General features: G+C 41.4%; 23 protein-coding genes. 5 read left to right on the top strand and 18 right to left on the bottom strand.

Annotated features, from left to right (window positions below; all coding sequences use genetic code 11):
- Positions 1-40: 40 nt before the first annotated feature.
- Genes FQV37_RS09430 through FQV37_RS09420 form a run of 3 tightly spaced genes read right to left on the bottom strand, consistent with a single transcriptional unit; the run spans position 41 to position 2925 of the window.
- Positions 41-526, bottom strand: coding sequence for a DUF2127 domain-containing protein (locus FQV37_RS09430; protein WP_379544943.1), 486 nt, complete (start codon positions 524-526; stop codon positions 41-43).
- Between the two features lie 55 nt (positions 527-581).
- Positions 582-1793, bottom strand: a complete 1212-nt coding sequence (locus tag FQV37_RS09425; protein ID WP_240991000.1) for a dihydroorotase — start codon at positions 1791-1793, stop codon at positions 582-584.
- Positions 1794-1851: 58 nt separating this feature from the next.
- A complete protein-coding gene (locus tag FQV37_RS09420) occupies positions 1852-2925 on the bottom strand; it encodes an aspartate carbamoyltransferase catalytic subunit (protein ID WP_160022596.1) in 1074 nt (357 codons plus the stop codon).
- A gap of 389 nt (positions 2926-3314) precedes the next feature.
- Here FQV37_RS09420 and FQV37_RS09415 point away from each other — a divergent pair, with 389 nt between their 5' ends.
- Positions 3315-4298, top strand: coding sequence for a class 1 fructose-bisphosphatase (locus tag FQV37_RS09415; RefSeq protein ID WP_160022594.1), 984 nt, complete (start codon positions 3315-3317; stop codon positions 4296-4298).
- Between the two features lie 105 nt (positions 4299-4403).
- A complete protein-coding gene (locus tag FQV37_RS09410; protein ID WP_160022592.1) occupies positions 4404-5198 on the top strand; it encodes a TrmH family RNA methyltransferase in 795 nt (264 codons plus the stop codon).
- A gap of 206 nt (positions 5199-5404) precedes the next feature.
- On the opposite strand, the gene FQV37_RS09405 is transcribed toward FQV37_RS09410, so the two are convergent.
- The 8 genes from FQV37_RS09405 to FQV37_RS09370 form a co-directional block, all read right to left on the bottom strand.
- On the bottom strand, positions 5405-6337 hold the full coding sequence (locus FQV37_RS09405; RefSeq protein WP_057758839.1) for an electron transfer flavoprotein subunit alpha/FixB family protein: 933 nt from the start codon (positions 6335-6337) through the stop codon (positions 5405-5407).
- A 152-nt stretch (positions 6338-6489) separates the two neighbouring features.
- Complete coding sequence (locus tag FQV37_RS09400) at positions 6490-7239, bottom strand: electron transfer flavoprotein subunit beta/FixA family protein (RefSeq protein ID WP_160022590.1); 750 nt, start codon at positions 7237-7239, stop codon at positions 6490-6492.
- A 450-nt stretch (positions 7240-7689) separates the two neighbouring features.
- Positions 7690-8259 (bottom strand): DUF421 domain-containing protein, encoded by a 570-nt coding sequence (locus tag FQV37_RS09395; RefSeq protein ID WP_160022588.1) that lies wholly within the window; start codon positions 8257-8259, stop codon positions 7690-7692.
- Between the two features lie 267 nt (positions 8260-8526).
- The gene (locus tag FQV37_RS09390) at positions 8527-8739 is read right to left on the bottom strand and encodes a cold-shock protein (protein ID WP_057758834.1); all 213 of its coding nucleotides are present in this window, start codon (positions 8737-8739) and stop codon (positions 8527-8529) included.
- Between the two features lie 363 nt (positions 8740-9102).
- A complete protein-coding gene (locus FQV37_RS09385) occupies positions 9103-9534 on the bottom strand; it encodes a hypothetical protein (protein ID WP_160022586.1) in 432 nt (143 codons plus the stop codon).
- A gap of 297 nt (positions 9535-9831) precedes the next feature.
- The gene (gene ilvC, locus FQV37_RS09380) at positions 9832-10848 is read right to left on the bottom strand and encodes a ketol-acid reductoisomerase (protein ID WP_101204856.1); all 1017 of its coding nucleotides are present in this window, start codon (positions 10846-10848) and stop codon (positions 9832-9834) included.
- A gap of 134 nt (positions 10849-10982) precedes the next feature.
- Positions 10983-11480, bottom strand: a complete 498-nt coding sequence (gene ilvN / locus FQV37_RS09375; RefSeq protein WP_057758828.1) for an acetolactate synthase small subunit — start codon at positions 11478-11480, stop codon at positions 10983-10985.
- Positions 11480-13192 carry an acetolactate synthase 3 large subunit gene (locus FQV37_RS09370; RefSeq protein WP_197411831.1) on the bottom strand — a complete coding sequence of 571 codons (1713 nt, stop codon included), beginning with the start codon at positions 13190-13192 and terminating at the stop codon, positions 11480-11482. Before FQV37_RS09370 ends, ilvN begins: the two co-directional genes overlap by 1 nt.
- Before the next feature lie 990 nt (positions 13193-14182).
- On the opposite strand from FQV37_RS09370, the gene FQV37_RS09365 reads away from it, so the two are divergent.
- A complete protein-coding gene (locus FQV37_RS09365; RefSeq protein WP_102092415.1) occupies positions 14183-14680 on the top strand; it encodes a DUF4124 domain-containing protein in 498 nt (165 codons plus the stop codon).
- Positions 14681-14702: 22 nt separating this feature from the next.
- Here FQV37_RS09365 and FQV37_RS09360 read toward each other — a convergent pair whose 3' ends face one another.
- Positions 14703-16526 (bottom strand): NAD(P)H-hydrate dehydratase, encoded by a 1824-nt coding sequence (locus tag FQV37_RS09360; RefSeq protein ID WP_160022584.1) that lies wholly within the window; start codon positions 16524-16526, stop codon positions 14703-14705.
- Positions 16527-16771: 245 nt separating this feature from the next.
- Between FQV37_RS09360 and queG the strand changes: the two genes are divergently transcribed.
- Positions 16772-17929 (top strand): tRNA epoxyqueuosine(34) reductase QueG, encoded by a 1158-nt coding sequence (gene queG / locus FQV37_RS09355; RefSeq protein ID WP_160022582.1) that lies wholly within the window; start codon positions 16772-16774, stop codon positions 17927-17929.
- A 146-nt stretch (positions 17930-18075) separates the two neighbouring features.
- On the opposite strand, the gene lysM is transcribed toward queG, so the two are convergent.
- From lysM to FQV37_RS09325, 6 genes are all read right to left on the bottom strand, one after another.
- Positions 18076-18585, bottom strand: coding sequence for a peptidoglycan-binding protein LysM (gene lysM / locus FQV37_RS09350; RefSeq protein WP_057758817.1), 510 nt, complete (start codon positions 18583-18585; stop codon positions 18076-18078).
- A gap of 282 nt (positions 18586-18867) precedes the next feature.
- Positions 18868-19104, bottom strand: a complete 237-nt coding sequence (acpP, locus tag FQV37_RS09345) for an acyl carrier protein (RefSeq protein ID WP_057758815.1) — start codon at positions 19102-19104, stop codon at positions 18868-18870.
- A gap of 270 nt (positions 19105-19374) precedes the next feature.
- Positions 19375-20103 (bottom strand): 3-oxoacyl-ACP reductase FabG, encoded by a 729-nt coding sequence (fabG, locus tag FQV37_RS09340; RefSeq protein ID WP_057758813.1) that lies wholly within the window; start codon positions 20101-20103, stop codon positions 19375-19377.
- Positions 20100-21068, bottom strand: a complete 969-nt coding sequence (gene fabD / locus FQV37_RS09335; RefSeq protein WP_160022580.1) for an ACP S-malonyltransferase — start codon at positions 21066-21068, stop codon at positions 20100-20102. The genes fabG and fabD overlap by 4 nt, the downstream gene beginning before the upstream one ends.
- A 425-nt stretch (positions 21069-21493) precedes the next feature.
- Positions 21494-21676: a 50S ribosomal protein L32 gene (gene rpmF / locus FQV37_RS09330; protein WP_057758809.1), complete on the bottom strand. Its 183-nt coding sequence runs from the start codon at positions 21674-21676 to the stop codon at positions 21494-21496.
- Positions 21677-21994: 318 nt separating this feature from the next.
- Complete coding sequence (locus FQV37_RS09325; RefSeq protein WP_160022578.1) at positions 21995-22588, bottom strand: YceD family protein; 594 nt, start codon at positions 22586-22588, stop codon at positions 21995-21997.
- A gap of 182 nt (positions 22589-22770) precedes the next feature.
- Here FQV37_RS09325 and FQV37_RS14380 point away from each other — a divergent pair, with 182 nt between their 5' ends.
- Positions 22771-23199 (top strand): elongation factor P hydroxylase, encoded by a 429-nt coding sequence (locus tag FQV37_RS14380; protein WP_160022576.1) that lies wholly within the window; start codon positions 22771-22773, stop codon positions 23197-23199.
- Positions 23200-24227: the final 1028 nt, after the last annotated feature.

The raw sequence follows: 24227 nt of genomic DNA, 5'->3' as shown, positions 1-24227 counted from the left end.
TACTTGTCTTATGCTGGATTTTTTAACTTAAATTTAAACGTTATATCAAGCCCTTTCGTTTCATATTGCGATAAACCACAATAATAATGAGCAGATTAGAAACCAATATTCCAAGCTTAAACCAGTCAAACGGGCTAACGATCAGATAGTAGATTTCTATAGGAATAAACACCCCATAGCCTAACACTCCGAACCAATACGCCCATGTTTTGTCATGCCATAAGCCATAGGCTTCGAGGAAACGCAAACTGGCATATGCAAATATCAATAATAAAAACATCGGCCAGTTTTTACTTGCCTGCTGAGCAATACGTACGGCACTATCGATTTGCGGGGCAAGCATATGGCCGAAGCTGCGCTGCCAAGTAACCGTTGCGGTCGTCAGCCAATGCTCAAGATTGGTATGCCACCACCATAATGCCCCTGCTCCTAGTAACGCACCAACACCTTTGACTACCTCATAAATGGCCACCGCTTTGATAGACTCACTCGCCGTACTGCGCGATTTTTCTTGCTGACCATTCATGGTAACCCCTTTATCCTTCGAGGATGGCGGCAGACGGTTATCCTGTCGGGGCAAATTAGCCAAAGAATGTCTCCACAACACGTCCTTGCAACTGCTGATTGAAAAACGGCGTATTTTTACCACTCGATAGCATCGATTGCGCGGTTACTTGCCACTCAAGGTTAGGATCGACTAATACTGCACCGCCGATAGCTTCATACTGCTCGCTAATACCTGCGATTTTTGCAGGATTTAGGCAGATTTTGTCTACCAGTTGCGAGAGTGTTAACACCTCATCATTTACCAGCTGACAAGCCAGCGCCATAAACGTATCAAAGTTTGAGATACCTGGCGTACTCTCAGCAAACGGTGCTTTTTTGGCCGTACTATTCAGTGGCTCGTGATGACTACAGATGGCATCGATAGTGCCATCCTTTAACCCACGGCGGATTGCCTGCTGGTCCGTGTTACTACGCAGTGGTGGTAACACATATGCCTGAGCATTAAAGCCTTCAAGATTGTCATCAGTTAAATACAGCTGATGCATCGCAACATCACACGTAACAGGCAAGCCTTTATCTTTTGCCCAGCGCATAAGCTCAATGGAAGACTTACATGATAACTGGCTAAAATGAGCAGCGATTCCGGTCTCTTCAACCATCAGTAGCTGCGTAGACAACGCAACAGTTTCCGCAATCCAAGGAATCCCTTGCAGACCATGATAAGAAGCAATATAGCCCTCATGTGCCACGCCATCTCCAGACAGACTTGGCTCATCAGGATAAAAGAATACTTTCATACCAAAAGTCGCCGCGTATTCTAGTGTGCGTAGCAATACTAAATCATTACGAAAAGGTCTACGCGCATTAGATACTGCGATACAGCCGCCCTTTTTAAGCCCTGCGATGTTAGAGGGTCGCTCGCCCTCTAACCCTGTGGTCAATGCACCCAAAATATGCAAGTAAATCCCGCCATCACTTAAGGCGCGCTCACGCAAGCCCTTTAAAAGTGAACCATTTTCTAAAATAGGATTGGTATCAGGAGGTGTGACTACATGCAAAAATCCATTACCACGAGCTGCGCTGCCTTCTGATTTTAGCGTGCCGTGTTGCTGCTGGCCTGGCTCACGCAAGCGTGCGCATAGATCTACTAGTGGTGGTAGCAACCACGTTTCACGGCCAGATTCGAGTGTAGACAGTTTTTCTATTGCAGTTTGTGGCAATGCATCTTTAAATGCTTTTGGTAAATGATTAAGGATGGGTACATCAGTATTAAGCATGGTAGACATAACGTTATTACCGTATCAATAAAATAAAATAAATGAGAACAAGTCGCGCGATAGACGGTTACTTGCCAGCCGCTTGATGAGCACGCTGACCTTCCATCGCAAGCGACAAGACCGCCATACGAATGGCGATACCGTTATTTACCTGCTTTAAGATAACGGATTGTGCGCCATCAGCTACACTAGAGGCAATCTCAACACCACGATTCATCGGCCCCGGATGCATCACCAATGCATCAGGTTTAGCGAGCGCTACTCGCTCTGGCGTGATCCCATAATGCTTATAGTATTCACTTGATGATGCCAAGAGCGGCGAACCGATACGCTCATTTTGTATTCTTAATCCCATAATCACATCACAATCAGTGACACACTCATCCATGTTTTCATATACTTGCACGCCAAAACGCTCAATACCTTTGGGCAGTAAAGTGCGCGGCGCACAAACACGGATATCTGTCACACCTAGTGTTTGCAGTGCACTGATATCAGAACGGGCGACGCGTGAGTGCTTAATATCACCAACGATTGCGATAGATAGCTCTTCAAATGGGCGCGACGCTTCACGGTGAATGGTCAACATGTCGAGCATTCCTTGAGTAGGATGCGCATGCCAGCCATCACCGCCATTGATAATTGCGATATCAGGCGTCACTTCTGTCGCCATAAAATGCGCGGCACCTGATGCTGAATGTCGAACCACAAAAATATCCGCAGTCATTGCCTGTAGATTCCACAGCGTATCGCGCAGACTCTCGCCTTTTTTGGTACTAGAACGTTCGATATCGATATTGAGTACATTGGCACCCAAGCGTTTTTCTGCGACCTCGAAAGTCGTCCGCGTACGTGTCGATGGTTCAAAGAACAAATTCATGACCGTATAACCGTCTAACTCAGGACGATTGATGAGCTGTCCATTTTCATCAAAGAAAGTCTCTGCTTTTGCGATAATAGCTTTGAGCTGTGCTTTATTAAGACCTTCAACACCTAAGAAATGCCGGATACTGCCATCGGTGTTGAGCTGCGGACGACTCAATGAGGTATTGAGCCTTTGATGAATCGTACTGGGATCAAATTTTGCATAATCAGTCGGTGAGACTGGTTGTGTAGCGCTACTATCGATAGAATTTGACATAATGGCGAGTCTTTATTGTGGGTTTATATGAGTCTATAGTAATCACTTATTCATCTTTGTTCGATCATTTATCACTGATAGGCATAGATACAAAGGACATTTTGACGCTTATTTGCTACAATTTACCGTAATCAAATTCGACCAAAAAATAGCCTCAGCAGACAATTAGAAAGCGTGAGTAGACATGCTGTATTCTCATAGAGAATAATTCTGACGAAACTATAAATGAATAACAATAGATATAGTGTAGCCGATTTTGTGGTCGGGACAAAGATGCCGTATTAGCTATTTAAGAATTTACCTATTTCAGGTGTGCTAAATGCCACCTACTTCTTTACTTTGACACCTATCCGTTCTTTTACTTTCCATACCATTTATTAGGAAGCCTTATGACGACCTTAGCAGACTATCTAAACCAATATGCCACTAGCCCTGCACTCAATGACGTGATTACCACTGTCACTGATGTCGGTAAGACAATTTCACAACTGCTCAGAAAAGGCGCTTTAGCAGACATCTTGGGCGAAGCGGGTAATCAAAACGTCCAAGGCGAAGATCAGAAAAAATTAGACGTATTGGCCAATGACCTACTACTAGATGCATTGGCAAAAAATGCACATTGTGCTGGCGTCGCTTCAGAAGAGCTCGATGACGCGACTCCTGCTAATGATGATGGTAGCCTATTGGTACTATTTGACCCATTAGATGGTTCATCAAATATCGACATCAATATGGCAGTGGGCACGATTTTTTCTATCTTACCGTATGATCGCCAAGGTCAAACCAGTGAAAACAGCGACTATCTACAGGCAGGTAACAAACAGCTAGTAGCCGGTTATCTACTATATGGTACCTCTACTGTCCTAGCGCTAACCATCGCTGATAAAGTTGTGATGTTTAGCCTAGACCCAGAGACATCTGACTATGTACTGATAGAAGACAATGTTCAAATCGATGCCGATACGAGCGAATATGCTATCAATAGCTCAAATTATCGTTACTGGCGTGCACCGATGCAACAGTACATTGATGAGTTAATCGCTGGCGAGACTGGGGTACGTGGACGTGATTTTAATACACGCTGGGTAGCCGCCATGGTTGGTGACGTCCATCGCATCTTATGCCGCGGTGGTCTGTTCACTTATCCGTTTGATACCAAATATGCTCATAAAGCGGGTAAATTACGCTTGATGTATGAAGCCAACCCAATGAGCTTATTGATTGAGCGCGCGGGTGGCGGTGCGACAGATGCTGTCAATCGTATCTTAGATATCGAACCGACTGATATCCATCAGCGTGTTCCTGTGGTGCTCGGTAGCAAAAACGAAGTCAATTACGTGAAAGATTTACACGTCAATTATTCTGAAAAATAATTGATTTGCACGCCTGTTAAGAACAGCCAGCAGAATGCTAAATCAATAATAGACATTTTACTGGTTATCTAAACGACTCCTTTACTCTTCTCTAAGCGATCCACTATGGTATTAAATCCCACCGAGCTGATTACCTCAGATAAGAACACAACAGTGAAGCTTGTAAAAGCACTGTTGTCCCAAGCACGCCAGCGTAAAAAGAACGGTCAGACAGTCATAGAAGGCGTCCATTTGATAGATGCTGGGCTGCGTAGTGATTATCCTTTCGCCCAAATACTACTGTCTGAGTCAGCGCGTAGTCACCCTGAAGTTCAGCAGGTATTGACTCGCCTGCCCACTTGTACGCCTATTCTTACTTTGTCAGACGCACTTTATGAGAGTATTCGTAGCTTAGGTACTGGCATCGATATCATGGCAGTGATCAAAGTGCCAACGCCTAGCCTATCGATGATCGATGAGGACTGCTTAATCTTGAACGACGTGCAGGATAGCGGAAATGTTGGTACGCTGCTACGTACAGCAGCAGCCGTCGGTATCCGCAATATTCTATGTACCAGTGCGACCGCTCAAGCGTGGTCTCCTAAGACGCTACGAGCAGGTATGGGTGCACAGTTTGCACTGACTATTTATGAAGGCTTGAGTACGCAAGATATTTTGGATCACGTACAAGTGCCGCTTTTGGCGACTAGCTCACATACAGACACTATCATCTACGAGCACGACTTATCTGCGCCTGTGGCTTGGGTTATGGGGCATGAAGGTCAAGGCGTTAGCGACGAGCTAATGCAATGTGCCACGCCGATAGCATTACCGCAGCCAAATGGTCAAGAGAGCTTAAATGTAGCGATTGCAGGGTCTTTATGTCTATATGAGACCTTACGCCAAAGACAATACTCTTAGCCTGCATTTATAACTACTATCAAAACCCTATCTATCAAGCATAAAAAAACCCACTACCAATTGATAGTGGGTTTTTTATTATACGTCTACTACTGATATAGTCAAAGAAGTCTAAAACGGATACAAGGCAGCCGACTACAGATTATACAAGTAGTAAATCTAAGGAGGGTAACGCCGTAGCCGTTTAGTAGTTCTGTGACTATATATTAAACCTTGCTAGTTAGCTCAGGCAATGCTTCGAACAAATCGGCTTCTAAGAAGTAATCAGCAACGCTAGCGATAGGTGCTTCTGGGTCATTGTTGATAGCAACGATGACTTTAGAATCTTTCATACCAGCCAAATGCTGAATCGCGCCTGAGATGCCAGCTGCGATATATAGCTGCGGTGCAACGATTTTACCCGTTTGACCGACCTGCATATCGTTTGGTACATATCCGGCGTCAACAGCGGCACGTGATGCACCAACAGCAGCGCCTAGCTTATCGGCCAATGGCTCAATGTACTTGGTGAAGTTTTCACCGTTTGCCAATGCACGACCACCAGAAACAACAATACCAGCTGACGTCAATTCTGGACGATCAGACTTAGCCATTTCTTCGTTCACAAAGCTAGCTTTGCCAGTTTCTTGTACATTGTCGATAGTTTCAACAGTCGCTGAACCGCCTTCGCTTGCCACTGGGTCAAACGCAGTAGTACGTACTGTTAGTACCACTTTGTCTTCTGTTGTTTTTACTGTTGCCGTTGCATTACCTGCGTAGATAGGACGCTCAAACGTTTGCGCATCTACTACACCTGAGATTTCAGACAACATGCTGACGTCAAGTAATGCAGCAACGCGTGGCATAAAGTTTTTACCAGTCGTGGTCGCAGCCGCTAGGATATGGCTGTAATCACCAGCGATATCAGCAACCAATAGTGCCACGTTACCTGCCAATTGATGCTCATAAGCAGCGTTGTCAGCCAATAGTACTTTAGTCACGCCTTCTGCTTTTGCCGCTTCATCAGCAACAGCTTGGCTACCACTACCAGCAACCAATACATGGATATCATCACCCATTTGTTTAGCAGCAGCGATCGTGTTTAAAGTTGCCTTTTTTAGACTGGCATTGTCATGTTCTGCATATACCAAAATTGCCATGGTTTTAGTCCTTTATATATTCGTATTATCTATTCATGCGGTTGTTTGTGTACAAAGCTATTTGAGAAACTATCATTTAATCTAAGATAAAGCAGTCAAATTCACAGCCTTGTACAGGATATGCCGTAGCGAAGTATCCAATCATTAAAACATTAAATGACTTTTGCTTCGTTTCTTAGCTTATCGACCAACTCATCAACTGAACCTACTGTAATACCAGCTTTACGGTCAGCAGGTGGCACGACTTTAATAATCTCTTGCTTAGATGTCATATCAACACCGAAATCTGCTGGCGTTTTCTCATCAAGTGGCTTTTTCTTCGCTTTCATGATGTTAGGCAATTTAGCATAACGTGGCTCATTCAAACGTAGGTCAGTCGTGATGACTGCTGGCAAATCAAGAGCAACTGTTTGTAAGCCACCATCGATTTCACGCGTTACGTTTACTTTGTCGCCTTCAACTTTTACTTCTGATGCAAACGTACCCTGACCGATACCCATCAATGCCGCTAGCATCTGACCAGTTTGGTTGTTGTCATCATCAATCGCTTGCTTACCTAATAAGATAATATCAGTGCTTTCAGCTTCGGCGATACTTTTTAGAATCTTAGCAACTTGTAGTGGATATGGCTTTTCGTCACTTACAACTAATACACCACGGTCAGCACCTAGCGCTAGGGCTGCACGAATCTGCTCTTGTGACTCTTTTGGACCGATTGAAGCAACAATGATCTCATCAATGATGCCAGCTTCTTTTAGACGAACCGCTTCTTCTACTGCGATTTCATCAAAAGGGTTAATTGACATTTTAGTGTTTGATAAGTCAACGCCAGAGTTGTCGGCTTTTACACGAACTTTTACGTTATAATCAATGACACGCTTGACCGCTACTAATGCTTTCATACGTTCCTCGTTTATTAATGTTATGAGTTAAAAATTGTCAGTTAAGAACCAAAGGTTCGTTGTGGTTCAAATTGTCGTTCAAAATACTGCTCAAGGTTATTACTACATCAACAGAATATAGTTAACTAAGAAAGATGAGCCAATACCTAAGAGCATATTAGCATTGTATCTCTTACTAATGAAATCTGCTAAAGCTAAGCCGACCGTTATTATCAGACCTATGTATCTTGCGTCAGCAGGCAGATAAGGTCAAGACAACGCCGTGAATAATGCGTCATAAATTTGTCAACACTCTATAATAAATACTCTATAAGCGCATCGTTTCAAGATTTTTATGGTTCAACAGCTCAAAATGCTCATACCCTTTATAGCATTCTAAACCTTAGGTTTACTTAATATTTTGTTATTATTTATCTCTTTGAAGTTAACGGATGAGAATAGTTAGGCAAGCTAGACCTGCGACTTACTATTCTTACTAGCGCCAAGCAATAATTCGCTATCTCGTATATCGTCAAATAAAGACCAGTCAGGTTCAACATCGTTACTTTTGATGACACTCATATCACCTGTCGTCTCCATAATCACCGCAAACACTTCTGTTTTCGCTTTGATACCATTTTTACGTAGCACTTCCTGCACATCGCTGGTACTAAGATTGGCTTCTTTTAAGTTGTCTTCTAAATATTCACCATGAGCCATTAGGATAATAGCTTGATTGTCTATCAAAGCTTTTAGCGGTTTTATTTTGCGTCTGATAATTGAAATAACACCCTGTATCAAGAATAGCACCGCAACAGCAAACAATCCTTGAAGTAGAGAAGGCTTATCTGACAACACTGTCGACGCTAATATACTACCAATACCAACGGTCATGGCAAAATCATGGCTTGATAACTTGGAAAAACTGCGTAAACCCATCAATCGAGTAAACAGCATCAATCCTACGTAAAAGCCTATAGCAGATAAAGAAATCCCGAGCACTTGTTGCCAGTCAATTGAAAGCCAGTTTTCCCACTTCATAATACAACCTTATCTATTACATCTTTATTAAATTATTGTTCGTTATTACCTGATGATGTTAACTGTCAAAATCAATAGCAATTTATCTAAAGAACACTTTGTCATATCAAAAAAGTCCCATAAAAAAAGCAACCTGATAAGAGGTTGCTTCTTTTTAAAGTCGATACAGTATTTTTATTGTTTTAACAAACAAAGTAATCAATGCATATTGATAATCTTATTGTCATTAAGTTTACTGACAAGCAGTTAACCTAATAATAAATGAGATTAGATAGCTTCGATTTGCTCAGCTTGTGGGCCTTTTTTGCCATCACCTAAGATGAAAGACACTTTTTGGCCTTCGGCTAGAGTTTTGAAACCGTTACCTTGGATAGCGCTGTAGTGAGCGAATACGTCTTGTCCGCCGTTGTCTTGAGCGATAAAACCAAAACCTTTAGCTTCATTAAACCACTTTACAGTGCCTTCAACTTTATCTGACATAAATTTTCCTGACTCTTTAACTGTTGGCGAGACTTGTGTCATCACCGATTAATTGATATATACCCTAATATTTTTTGCTAAATGCGGCGGCCAAAAATGCTAAATGTTCTTAAAGAAAATTTGAATTTTTTGCCTCAAATATTTTGAGTACAGTCTGATTATAACAGTTTTCTATGGTAGGAACAGTCTAAATTGCTGATTTTTGTAAATAAATACTAACCATTGTTGCAAGCTAACATCGATAGTAATCAGTTCTATATCTTATTGATATAAAATAGTTTTTATTTATAGATGTACTACAACTTCATTAGTAAACCACTAATTAAATAAGTCGACATAGATGATAGTAGGTTGGAATATCAATCACTGCAATGGTGATGTTGGTAGCCATGCTGAACTCAATACAAGCAAACATAACGCAAAAAACACCAATGAAAATGACTGACTATAGGCAATATACTTGGCTGGAATGACCAAGTCTTTAGGAGAGTCAGGGATACCTTTACGCTTCAGTAGCTTGGTACCATATATCCAGCCAAAGGTCGTGTATATGCCATATGCAGCAGGCACTGCGATAGCTAATGGGGTCAAATCAATAACGTATAAAATCACCACTGATATGAAGAACCATAGAGTATCTAACAATGAACTGACTTTGAAGAATTTAGATTGAGGCAGTTTACCATCGGTCTGTTTGAGCATTTCCCCTTCTATCCAAATTAAAACTGCTACCACAGCGCTAAGAGTAATATATACGAATTGCGGCGTTAGCCAGTCTGCATAAGATATTTGCACAGCATACAACCTATTATCTATAGAAAGTGAGAATGAAGCATCCGCCCGCTTCGAATACTTAGAAACGGGTAAGAACAATGACGGATGTTAATCGCAAAGGCGCTTTGGCCAATGTTAAGGTGCCTGCTTATATTGGGCAGCAATTACTGGTTTTCAACTGATAGCCCATATTCAAGTCAAAGCGAAAAGTATCTATCAAATACTTTGCATAAAAAAACCCATGCTATCAAGTGATAACACGGGCTACTTCATCTAAATCAGATTTTTATCTGAATAAGATTTTCATTTGTATAAAACTTAGTTTTTGTCTTTATCGATGATTTTGTTACCACCAATCCACGGCATCATGCCACGTAGCTTAGCACCAGTGATTTCGATTTGATGATCAGCGTTGTTACGACGACGCGCAGTCATTGATGGATAGTTGGTTGCGCCTTCAGAGATGAACATCTTCGCGTATTCACCAGACTGGATGCGTTTTAGTGCATTACGCATAGCTTCACGTGACTGCTCATTGATAACTTCAGGGCCAGTAACATATTCGCCGTATTCAGCGTTGTTACTGATTGAGTAGTTCATGTCAGCGATGCCGCCTTCATACATCAAGTCAACGATAAGCTTTAGCTCATGTAGACATTCGAAATAAGCCATTTCTGGTGCATAGCCCGCTTCTGTTAGTGTCTCAAAGCCCATTTTAACTAGCTCTACTGCGCCACCACAAAGAACCGCTTGCTCACCGAATAGATCCGTTTCAGTCTCATCTTTGAACGTTGTTTCGATGATGCCTGAACGACCACCACCAACGCCTGCAGCATACGATAATGCTAACTGTTTGGCTTGACCAGAAGCGTCTTGATAGATAGCGATAAGATCAGGGATACCGCCGCCTTTAGCGAACTCTGAACGTACAGTATGACCTGGTGCTTTTGGTGCAACCATGATGACATCAAGATCGCCACGTGGGACAACTTGGTTGTAATGGATTGCAAAACCGTGAGCAAAAGCTAGTGTAGCGCCTTCTTTGATGTTTGGCTCGATTACATCATTATAAAGCTCTTTTTGGAACTCATCAGGCGTCAAAATCATGATAACGTCAGCAGCTTTTACCGCTTCTTCTACTTCAGCAACTTTTAGGCCAGCATTTTCAGCTTTTTTCCATGAGCTTGAGTTTGCACGTAGACCAACAGTTACATCGACGTCTGAATCTTGTAGGTTGAGCGCGTGTGCATGGCCTTGTGAACCGTAACCGATAATGGCAACTTTTTTACCTTGGATAATAGATAGGTCACAATCTTTGTCATAATAAACGTTCATAAATAGAGTCCTTGTTCTCAATCATGGCTTGCCATGGATAGTAAGCGCTTATGCTGTAGTCAATATAATAACTAAGATAAGCGCTTTGTTGATTAGATAAATAAATATTGGTTTAAACTGGTTTTGATAAACAATTAAATGCTTAGGGTTTTTTCACCGCGGGCAATACCAATCACACCTGAGCGAACCACTTCCATAATGCGCTCACGGCCAATCACATCGATAAAACCATCAAGTTTGGCTTTGTCGCCCACGATTTGAATCGTATATAAGTTCGAATTTACATCAACGATTTGTGCACGGAAAATATCTGCGCTACGTTTAATCTCTTCACGAACACCGCCTGTTGCACGGACTTTAATGAGCATCAATTCACGCTCAACGTGTACGTTCTCTGTCAGATTAAGCACTTTAACCACTTCAATCAATTTATGCAATTGTTTGGTGATTTGCTCAATTCTTTCTGGTGAAGTAATGGTCGTAACCGTTAGACGTGAGATACTTGGGTCATCAGTAGGTGCGACGTTCAAAGTTTCGATATTGTAGCCACGTTGTGAGAACAAGCCGACTAACCGCGACAACGAACCCGCTTCGTTTTCCATCAATACCGAAATCAGATGTTGTTGTTGCATTAGGTACGCTCCCCTTTTGTTAACCACATATCACGCATGGCCTGTCCAGCGATTTGCATTGGATATACATGCTCATTACGATCGACGTAAACATCGATAAATACCAGTTTGTCTTTCATAGCCATTGCTTCAGCCAATTGTGCCTCCATGGTCGCAGGGTCAGTAATTTTGATACCGACATGACCATAGCTTTCAGCCAATTTGACAAAATCTGGTAAGGAGTTCATATAAGACTGGGCATGACGACCTTCATACAGCATATCTTGCCACTGCTTCACCATACCAAGCTGCGCATTGTTAATGTTGAGAATTTTAACTGGTAAGTTATATTGCAAGCAGGTCGATAGCTCTTGGATATTCATCTGAATAGAGCCTTCGCCAGTAATACAAACCACATCACGCTCAGGATTGGCAAGTTTGGCAGCCATTGCATACGGCAGACCAACACCCATGGTACCAAGACCACCTGAATTCAGCCATTGACGTGGCTCATTGTAAGTATAGTAAAGTGCCGCAAACATCTGATGCTGACCAACGTCACTTGTGATAATAGCGTTACTGTTAGTCACTTTATCTAAAGCTTGTACGACACTTTGTGGCTTAATCCCATTATCTGTGCTGGTGTCATAACGTAAACCATGACGCTTACGCCACTCATTAATTTGTGACCACCAATCGAGCAATGCGTGCTGCTCTAACTGCTTGTCTTGACCAACGATCTCTAGCATGTCCGTTAAGACCGACTTCACATCGCCTACGATAGGAATGTGCGCAAGAATCGTTTTTGAAATTGACGCAGGATCGATATCGATATGAATAATGGTTGCGTTAGGGCAGAATTTTTTAACGTTGTTGGTCACACGATCATCGAAACGCGCGCCGACGGCTAAAATCACATCAGCATGATGCATGCTCATATTGGCTTCGTAAGTACCGTGCATGCCAAGCATACCTAAGAACTGACGATCAGAGCCAGGGAATGTACCAAGACCCATCAAAGTATTAGTCACTGGTAAATTCAGACGATGTGCAAGATCTGTTAACTCTTCGTGCGCATTGCTCCAAATCACACCGCCGCCTGCATATACAACAGGACGCTGCGCTGCTAATAGCGTTTCAATGGCTTTTTTGATTTGACCGCTGTGACCTTTGAGTGAAGGCTGATACGAACGTATAAATACTTCTTCTGGATATTCGTAAGCGAACTTTTCGCTAGGCGCAGTCATGTCTTTTGGCACATCAATGACAACAGGGCCTGGGCGACCAGTCTGGGCAATATAAAATGCCTTTTTTACAATCATTGGAATTTCGCTAGCATGACGTACTTGGAAGCTATGCTTAACGATAGGACGTGATACACCTACCATATCTGTTTCTTGGAAAGCATCTTCACCGATTAGGCTGCTTGGCACCTGACCTGCGATTACAACCATTGGTACAGAATCCATAAAGGCAGTAGCAATAGCTGTCACGGTATTGGTTGCACCAGGGCCTGATGTTGCTAATACAACACCCGTGTTGCCAGTGACTCGCGAATAAGCATCGGCCATGTGGCCCGCTGCTTGCTCGTGACGTACTAAGATGTGCTCAATATTTTCTTGCTGAAACAGCGCATCATAAATGTGTAAGACCGCGCCACCTGGATAGCCAAAGATGTATTCGACACCTTCGTCAGTCAGTGCTTGCACTAGCATTTCAGCGCCCGATAGCATCACAGGCTGTGCACTACCTTCTGCAAGACGTTGTTGCTTTTGTTCAAAATTTTTGGCGGCATTACCCGTTTGGGTATGTCCCGTCATGTTCGGACTTTGCGTGGTTTGCGTCACTGTCATCACCTTTTTTTGCGGCGAGAATTTGCGGGATTCTATGAGCAAAAATAACTACTTACCGTCGTTATTTTTACTTATTGAATGATCGCTAATTCTTGTCCATATCAAGAATATCTGCCCAATAGGTTTAATTAAAACTGTCTGATAGGACAATACTAATCAAACATAGCAGTGTATTTTAGGTCAGCTTTGTGATGGATGTTTATCGATATACAGTGACAAGATGCGAGTGCATCTATAAAAGAAGGTGCTTATTATTGAGGTTCGATACTAGCAAGTACCTATTGTGACTTTATTCGTGTGACTTTATTTGTACAGATGCATCAATATATACAAGCAAAAAAACTTCATAGCCAATGCTAAATTATAAGATCTTTACAACTTACAATAGGCTTTGGGGAAATCTCTCAACGGCGTACTATATCGCTTTTGATACAACTGCTAAAAACACATTTAGCACATTTCAAATAATAAGTTTATCTTAGTCATTGTAGACAGATAAGTCCGGAGACAATGTATCGCTATCAATAGTGGTCGTTTTGCCACTACGCTTGCTATATCATTATCACAAAGGAAATAAAACTGCATAAGCTACCGATAAGTAACTCGTCGTTTTCTTTCTCAAGTGCCACGGCAACATCGTAAAAGCCGCTCACTGACCAATCAACTGCTATTATATTCGATGGTTTACGAGTTATTGTCAAGAAAAACTTCTAAAGCCTATCCCAAACTATTAGTTATTAAATAATATACATTGATAAGTATTATTTGCTAGAATCGATAGTCGATACATTATTACTACCAATAAAACGTTCAAGTGTTATATTTACACCCATATACATTTGATTTTTATTAAATAAGAGGATTGCTACTATGGCATATGCGTCTAAGATAAATACCGCTGCCAAACTGTTGATGAGTACTGCGTGTATGCTAATGCTGTCCATGAATGCCAGTCAGGCTATTCAAGTTTATAAATCTATTGGGGCACATGGTGAAGTAAAATATAGCCAACATGCGCCGCAAGTCGGCAAAAATATTGAACTGATTGAGTTTCGTAGTGACGGCAGACAGAACAATGCAGGACAAATGGCAGGAAAAACAGATCCCAACCAGAGCAGCAATGCTCAAACGGCAGAAGAACAACGAGTAGCAGCACTTGAAGCACGTATTAAAGAACAAGAAGCTCAGGCTAATGCTCAACGCTGCCAATCACTACGTAACAATTTAACTAACCTCAATGTCGGCGGCCGTATCTATGAGATGGATGCTAACGGCAAACGCCAGTATCTAGATGGTCGTGAGATTGAGCTTAAGCGCGAGCGCGTACAGCAAGCGATTACTCAGTATTGCTCCAACCCTTCTACCTAGTCAAATCTCTTGAAAGCAAATATCAAACTATCATAAGCTGCATGACGTGACGAATGGCTGCTGGCATATCTTGAGCTTGTAGCCCTCTTTGCCCCACTAGCAATGTATTGGTGTTGTTATTCGCTTGACTCACCAATACATCTCCTGCAAACCCATGTATAAGAACCGCTTGATGTAAGCTACGTACCTCTGCTGATAAATCTTGCTGTGCCAATAGTCCAGCGGTCACCCCAGATAGCACATCACCCATGCCAGCGGTTGCCATGCCAGCATTCCCTACATTACATACGTATACGTTTTCTCCTCCCTTTTCTTGCTCTAGCACTAAAGATCCTGCCCCTTTTAACACCCAGTCACCGCCATATGTTGCAGCACACTGTTTTATAGCTTGCAGTCTATTTGACTCAATCTTACTTATCTTTTGATCAAGTAGTCTAGCTGCTTCCCCACTATGTGGCGTCAAGCAAACCCGATGATTAGTACTGTATTCTCGTAACTCTGTTATTAGCTCATGATTACCCATGTGCAGTGATGCCAAGTGATAAAGACCATCAGCATCGATCACAATTGATTTTTCACTCTCTATAGCAGCCTGTACATAATCAATAAATAATGCGTTGGCTTTTTCGTCACGGCCAAGTCCCATCCCAATGGCAACGACACTGGCCTGCTTGATTAAATCTCTTACGCCGCTTGCGTCATGTAGATTAATAGTCATCGCATCTGGCAATGAAGTCAGTAACGACCCATGAAAAGCCTCATGACAGGCAACTGTTATTTTACCAGCACCTGTCGCCATCGTACTGGCTGCAGACAGTATGGCAGCACCACCCATACCCTGAGAGCCATCGATGCGATTTCCGCCAATGACTAGCACATGACCATAGCTACCTTTGTAGCTGTTTTGGCGCCGCGGCTTCATACTATGCGCAGCCGTCAGCAGCGTGGCAACTGGCCCAAATGCTTGACTGGCATTTTTTTCAGGTATCGTGTCATTGCTGGCTGTTTGCTGAAGCGCCATTTGATAAGGTATCAACGGTATATCGACTATATCTCCGCTATAGTCTGTACCATCTTTAGTATGCAGACCAAACTTACGCGCAATCAAACATAGAGTCACGTCAGCTTGTATTGCTATGCGTTCGAACACCTCACCAGTAGAAGCCACTAACCCACTTGGAATATCGACTGCTATTGCTAAGGCGTTATTTTGTTGAGTAAAGTTATTAAAAGCTTTAATAGCTGATTTATAAACGACTTCTGGTGCACGATCTAAGCCAATACCAAATAATGCATCGATATAGATATCAGCTGGCAAAACTCTTTTATCCGCATCATCGTGACTAACAATGTCTTCAAATCGTTGATAGTGACAGCTGCTAGCTAAAGCTATCTGTAATGCCTTTATCGAGTCAGTAATATTGCTACTATCGCTGTCTCCATTGTTAGGAGTTTTAGAAGTTACTGATTGATCATGGAGATCAAAATAATTTTCACTAAAGCCAACTGTTATTACTTCTACTTGCCAGCCAGCTTGCTGTAAATAATAAGCGATAAGCCAGCCATCACCACCATTGTTACCTTTCCCTACCCAGATACTTGCTTGACGTGGATAAGCACTACGGTGATAAATGTTAGTGTTGGTAGAATGGCTGGCACTGACGTTTCTTTGCTCATAAATCTGCTCTATTTGCTGTGTCATTTGCCAAGCCGCTTGTTTCATCAAACCAAAACTGTCGTATCCTTGTGAAAACCAAGCCTGTTCCATCGCATAAACCTGCTTACTATTATATAGCGCGATAGGTTTTGTATTTTTTATAGGTAATAAATTGGTATTATTTCTCATAACTTATCCTTGGTGTTTCTACTCATTTTTTATTTTATTTAAATTTGGTTGCTCATTTCTCGTATCAGCTTAGCAAAAGCTTACCTCGACTTATGTATCAATATGAATGTGAGTTTATTTTCTTTTATACTTGCACTCATTGCTCACTGGCTTATCATAGCCGTATTTACATTATCTCTGATTGTCAGATATGAATGATCTGATTAAAACAAACGAGAAAACCATCTAATAAGCACCTACTATCTATGCCTACTGATAAAAACAAAATCACCATTACGAACCCAACTGTATTTACAACCACAGCTGATATTAAGCAGTGGATTACAGCACAAGCACAGGCACTAGGATTTGCTGATTGTGGTTTTCTATCTGTGCATCATCCTTTGTTTACTAAGCAAATTGAACAACTACAGAAGTGGCTAGATAAAGGCTATGAGGGCCAGCTGCAGTTTATGCATAATAATCATGATCTGCGCGCTCATCCTGATCAGTTAGTCGAGGGCGCAAAGACCATCATCAGCGTACGTATGGACTATCTAACTCAAGCACCCACACCGCGTGCTGTCAGTGATAACGACCATCCTAATAAAGGCATCATTGCGCGTTATGCAAGAGGGCGCGACTACCATAAGACAATGCGTAGCCGTTTAAAGCAATTGGCTTTAAAGATAGAAACAATGCTGCCTGAATGGCAACATTTGGATATCGGTTCAGAAAAAGAATTTGTGTTTAGACCTTTTAGCGATTCGGCGCCTATCTTTGAGCGGCCGATTGCAGATGCAGCAGGTCTCGGTTGGACAGGTAAACATACACTACTTATAAATAAGCAAGCTGGCTCATTTTTTGTGCTTGGTGAGCTGTTTTTGAGCCTTGAGCTACCCGATGACAAACCAGTCAAGGAGCATTGCGGTAGTTGTAGCGCTTGTATTGACATATGCCCTACTCAAGCAATTGTAGCTCCCCATGAGCTCAACGCTTCTGCTTGTATTTCTTATTTGACTATCGAGCATGATGGCGTCATCGATACTAAATATAGACACGCGATAGGCAACCGGGTCTTTGGCTGTGATGATTGCCAGTTAATCTGTCCATGGAATCGTTATGCCAACCTTACTACCGTCGATGACTTCGCACCAAGGCATGGATTGGATAATAGTAGCTTGCTTGAACTATGGCAGTGGCAAGAAACCGACTTTATGAAGAACACTCAAGGTAGCCCACTAAGACGCACCGGCTATGTGAATTTTTTACGTAATATCGCTATCGGACTTGGCAATGCTAATGCCAGCTTAGAAGTAGTCGAACAGTTAAAATCTAAATTAACTATACATAATGACATGCTAGATGAGCATATCGAATGGGCTCTAGCTGAGCAGCACAATAAGCTAGACTCGACTAATTAACCAATCACTCTATGACTATCAAATCTCCCTGAGATAAAATGGTTATTTAAAGTGTACGATATAAAAAAAGCCTCTTAATGATAAGAGGCTTTTTTGATTAGAATATCATATTTAAAGGATTATTTTTCTATACGCTTCTTCTAGCATTAGGGCTTAGGAATGCGTAATACTTGACCTGGATAGATTTTATCTGGATCAGATAACATTGGCTTGTTTGCTTCAAATATCTTCATGTAATCGCCAGATGAACCATAAACTTCTTTAGCAATCTTAGATAAACTGTCACCAGACTTTACCGTATACATTGTAGATTCAGGTGCATCTTCTTCGATATCGATGTTATCAATAACTTTTGCAACATTTTGCACGTTACCGATAGCGATAATGGCTTTTTCACGGTCAGCTTGAGTTTTAGCATTACCACTGATTTCTGCAGTATCTGTAGAACCATTATATTTAATTTTTAGGTTACTGATATTAAGATTCTGCTGCTGAATACGGCGCAACAGAATATTAGCAACTGATTGTGCACTCGGCTCACTGCTTTGTACTGGTGTATTAGCATCTGCTTTCGTTTCTGTCTTAGCATCATGCTTTTCGTCATCACGGTTAAAAATTTTATCACCGATATCTTTTGCAAAGCTAAACATACCCATATATCTACTCCTTGAAATATTATTATTTGTCATTCTTTTAATAAAACACGCAATCAAACAATATTTTAAATGTCTAACTGGCGTTTTTTTCTACGACTTACTATTATGAGTATAGATAAAGTGAGCCAATGTAGATAGTAACAGTATGTTGAATAATGTTGAATTGACGTAGTCAATGTTAAATTCGATTGCTGTATTTAAAAATATCAGTCATACACACATAAAAAAACCGCCTATCTAATCAGATAAGCGGCATTATAAATCTACTAAATAAGCAGCAAATTATAGTTGGGCTTGTACGTAATCGATTGCTTTTTGAACAGTAGTCAATTCTGCAGAATCTTCATCAGGAATAGTGATACCAAAATCACTTTCAAATGACATAACCAATTCAACTAGGTCTAAAGAATCTGCACCTAGGTCTTCCATGAATGAAGCATCGTTGTTGATGTCTTCAACGTTCATACCTAGTTGCTCAGCCACTGCTGCTTTTACTCTTAGCTCGATATCATTACTCATGTAGATCACTCCGTTATCATCTATTATTTTTAATAAACTGCTATATCGCCTTATTTAACGCTATAGCATGGTATATAAAATGCGTTTGCCAGACCAGCAATGCTGTCTGAGTACTCTATGACATGTTATACAGTTTGTCTGATGTCTAATAAAGCCCTGTTATCATACAGGGCTTTGACTCAAAAGTATCCGTCATTATAGCACCCTTTATTATAGTTTACACTCGTTCACACAGTTTTTTATTATAACTATGTAACGCTCGTATATTGACTACATATACATGCCGCCATTGACAGGAATGACAGCACCTGTGATATAGCTGGCTTCGTCGCTAGCCAAGAAATGTACCGCTGCAGCGATGTCTTCTGGCTGACCAAGACGACTAATAGGTACAGCATCTAACATAGAGTTCAATAGACGCTCATCAAGCTCATCTGTCATATCCGTTTCGATCAAGCCTGGTGCCACGCAGTTAATGGTCACTTGGCGTGAACCAATCTCACGTGCAAGCGTACGGCTAAACCCTTCTACGCCAGCTTTGGTCGCCGCATAGTTAGATTGGCCTGCATTGCCCATTTGAGCTACTACTGAGGTGATGTTGATAATACGGCCGCGGCGTGCTTTCATCATACCGCGTACGGCACGTTTGCTCATGCGATATACCGATGTCAGATTGGTATCAATAACGTTTTCCCAATCTTCATCTTTCATGCGCATCAGTAGACCATCTTGAGTGATACCGGCATTGTTAACCAATACTTGTACCGCGCCATAAACGCTTTCGATCTCTTCAAATAATTTGTCAATTTGAGCAGTATCACGTACGTCTAAAACACGACCAATACCACCAGTGTCATGAAGGTAGTCATCGATAAGCTCTGCGCCCTTTTCAGTGGTCGCAGTTCCAATGACAAAATGTCCTTCTTTAGCAAAACGTTTGGCCACTGCTTTGCCAATACCTCGGCTAGCGCCAGTCACTAATGTAATCGTACGGCTCATAATAACACCTCCAATAATTTTTCTAGACGGGCAGGCTTATCAGTAGGATAGCTTGCGATTGGCTGCGCTTGACGCTTCGCCAAATTGCTCAGTACATTACCACTGCCACATTCGATTAAGATATTAATTTGCTTGTCAGCTAACTCTTGCATGGTTTTTGACCACAGTACTGGCTCGCTCAGCTGTTCGGTCAATGCTTGCTTGATACCGACCGCACTGGTTTCGACGCGTGCATAGCGATTCTGTATAACAGGAATGGTTGCCTGATCAAACTTGATACCCGCTAGTATCTCAGCCAATGCATTGCTAGCAGGTTCCATAAGTGCGCAATGAGAAGGCACACTCACTTTTAGAGGAACAGATTTTTTGCCCGTGTTTTTGACTTTATCAATAACAGCATTAACACCAGCAGCGTTACCCGAGATAACCACTTGTCCTGGACTATTAAAGTTGGCTGCACCGACTACGGCATCATCAACGTGTTCGGTTGCTTGTTCACACAGGTTTTCGACTCGGTTGTCTTCTAGTCCTAGTACTGCTGCCATAGCAGTATCGACACCTATAACGGCCTCTTGCATCAACTGACCGCGCTTATGTACTAAAGTGACTGCATCACCCAGCGATATCACATTGGCAGCACACAAGGCACTGTACTCGCCCAGAGAGTGACCAGCTAAATAACAAGGCGTCTCTTCTATTTTTTGTTGTAAGACACGCCAAATAGCAATACTAGCTGTCAAAAGCGCAGGCTGAGTATATTGGGTTTGATTGAGTTTTTCTTCGTCCTGACAGATTGCCCACAAATCCTCGCCAAGCGCATCACTCGCTTCGGTAAATGTATCACGTATCTCTGGATAGATTTCAGCAAGCTCGCTCGTCATTGCGACTGCTTGAGATCCTTGTCCAGGAAAAATAACCGCGATACGAGCGGGTTGCTTTTTTACCATATCGGGTACAGAAGCCATAACCAATATTCCTTATCTGATTAGAAATATCCCTAAAAACAATGGGGTGTATTATATTATTAGATGTTATACAAGGCCGCTACTTCAAGTATTTATGCAAGAAAACGGATTGTCAGTAAACTATACACTGACAGACACGATTATCATAGCGGATGCAAACCAAACAGCAAGAGTAACGCTGCCCAAATTAAACGAGCAGATTATATCAGCACATTTTTAAATCTACTAAAAATAACAAGCGAATTAAGCAATAAGTCTAGCTATAAATAACAAAAAGCCAAGTTATCCAGCCACATAATATATGATAGCGAAATAACTTGGCTTTTTTTAGCTCAAAGCTTATTGACTAATAATAACTAGGCAAAAATAATAATAGTCACCAGTACTATTATTATCTTCGCCTAAGCTATCATAGAGCCAATGTCTTAGGCGTCTTGGCTGACTTTGAACAGTTGACGACCACGGTAGAAACCATCTTTAGTCATGTGATGACGACGATGTTTTTCACCAGTAGTAGCATCTACGCTTAGTTCAGCAATTTCCATACGGTGATGTGAACGGCGCATGTCACGACGAGAACGGCTTTTACGACTTTTTTGAACAGCCATGATATAGCTCCTATACTTAAAAGGGATAAGCTTGAAATTCAGCTTAAGTCGATACTGACAGAGGCTATATAATCACAACAACCTAAGTCTTAAGCATCATTAGTTAAATAGATTGCCACTCACATAAAGCACTGACCAAGGCTGAATTTTATAAAAAATTTACCCAGTCAGTTTCTATCAGCAAGCAACAGGTTGCTCGAATGCAATAAACCGGACATTATACGCATGTTTATTAAATTAATAAAGCCCTGCCTTGCACTCTTCTGTACAAAGCTGATAAAAGGTTTTTTAAATGCATCGAGTAGATAGTTTTGGTGCTTATAGCTTGCCTTTTAGCGAGGCTAAAGCAGCAAAAGGATTTTCACCTTCCTCTTCTTCTGGTATTTCACCAAACTGCTCAACAGACATCTCACAATCGTCATGCTTTGGCGCCATTGGCGTTTTGAGCAAGATTTCGTCTTCTACCAATTTCTTAAATGGTAACAGACGCTCTGGCGACTGCTCGGTGACGATTTCATCCAGTAATAAATAATCTTGTTCATCTTTAACTAAACGAACCTGACTGTCGTTTTCTAGTAGCGCGATGTCATAATCATCAGACAAGTCTATCGCGATTGGTTGTAAACAGCGCTGACAAGTTAGCCAAACATCACCTGTTAGAGTAAATGCTAAATGTAAAACATTATTGCGACGATACAAGTTAGCGTTGAGCTGTATATCTGACTGCTCATGTTCAGTGCTCAGAGTAGTAGCAAGACGATCAAACAAGCTTGGTTTGACCTCTCCTGACCATTCATAGCCAGTGTCTGCCCACTTATCTAAGGAGATGTGCTCAGGCATGCCAGTAAATACAGGCGCTTTTTTATTGTCAGCGTGAGGTGCTGACGGTTTAGTTTCTGGAGTGCTTGACATGCGCGGCCTCATTCATAAAAACGGTGTATAATATTGCCTGCCATACTAACGGAAAGTGCCATATTCTGCTAGCGCTAGTATGTTAAGATTTTTTGATAACAAATTTGTTTAAGCTCTTTTACTACTTACCTTTTTACCTAAAGTTTTTTGTCTTTAGTATTTATTAAGTCAATGTCTTCTCTATGAATCTATCCGATAATAAAATTAATTTTTCTGATTTACTTTCTTCTACTGAAGCAAGTTCGTTGCTGCAACATCTTACTCAGTTAGGGAGTCATACTGAAGATTCAACCAACAACAAACTACATCTTGATAAAAATGAGTATTTAAACGAATGCAGAAGTCAGTGGCAAGAGTTGTCTACTACTCAGCTTGACGATACTCACTCAACAGAATCGATAGTTGATGGCGAACGATTAGCTACCGATTGGCTCATACAGTTATTTAATATTTTATTTGCTGATCAGCAAGTTATATTGGTTCGTAGCAATGATGAACCCGAGTATTTTCCAGCTCAAGATAATGAACCCGCTCGAATTGAATTTGCTCATGGCTTTTTTGCTAGTGCTCTGCATGAGTGCCACACATCTCCTTATAGGTTGACATGCTAGAAACCTCTTATTCTAATAGTGTACATCGCTATATTATTTGTAGGCATCTAAATTAAAACTATCACTTCGGTGATTCTTACCACCTATCAGAAAAAATCACTTTTACCTATCCAAAAGATAATGGTCGTTCTATCAATTAGGTATCATAATAATTAAGTTTTTCAGGTATCTTTCACATCTTCAGAAACATCCTTTCTAATATCATCCTATCTAAGCTATAAACGCGGACATGATGCGCTTCGCTACGTCTATCTATTAATGGTTACTTTTGATCAATCGTACCATCCTCTAATCCAGTAGATTTTATCTATGTCAGATAGGTAGAAATAAAAGTAGTTTTCTGCTATTCATGTTTATCATTAACGTCTTTGCACATAGTATTGTCAGTTGCAAGATATCGAATCATATGAACACGGATATAATGATGGTAATATTAAAGCAAGCGAGTGTAGATAGAAGCAGACCCAAGGATGTAATTCATCACGGTGATATCAGGTCTTAATGCTTATCTATTCACTAAGCGAATAAGCTGACTAGCTATAACGTTATTATGTTTGTGGGCAGGGTAGTTATTCTTTATTTCGGAGATGGCTGGACGAGAGTTAGTGATGCTGGACTAGTAATCTTACATAGGTGAAATGATTTGATAAATATGATTGAATAGCACAATTAATTATGTTTCATCTTTCGATACTGGCTGTGAAAAGCAATACTATAATAGCTTAGCAACGTCGGGCTCAAATTATAAGAGCTAATTATCTTCGAGCGCTATCTTAGTATAGTGAGCATGTAGCAAAGCTTTTACTTCCTTGCTAGTTGCAATTTTACCTTCTTCAAAATCTTTAAAAAAATGCTGAGTATCTGGATTAACAGGGATATTATCTATTGCAAAGCTGCTCAAAGTATCAGAGTTGATGCGGCGGCGCTTTTCTATCTCTTGTCGACTAACAAGAATAGGTCGATCGCCAACGAGCCCATCCCAGATTCTGTGTAACTGCCATTTAGATTAAATGCTTACTAATGCGATC

The organism is Psychrobacter nivimaris (assembly GCF_009812035.1).
Classification (GTDB): Bacteria; Pseudomonadota; Gammaproteobacteria; order Pseudomonadales; family Moraxellaceae; genus Psychrobacter; species Psychrobacter nivimaris.
Note: the sequence above shows the minus strand (reverse complement) of the source record. Positions and strands in the feature narration are given on the sequence as shown.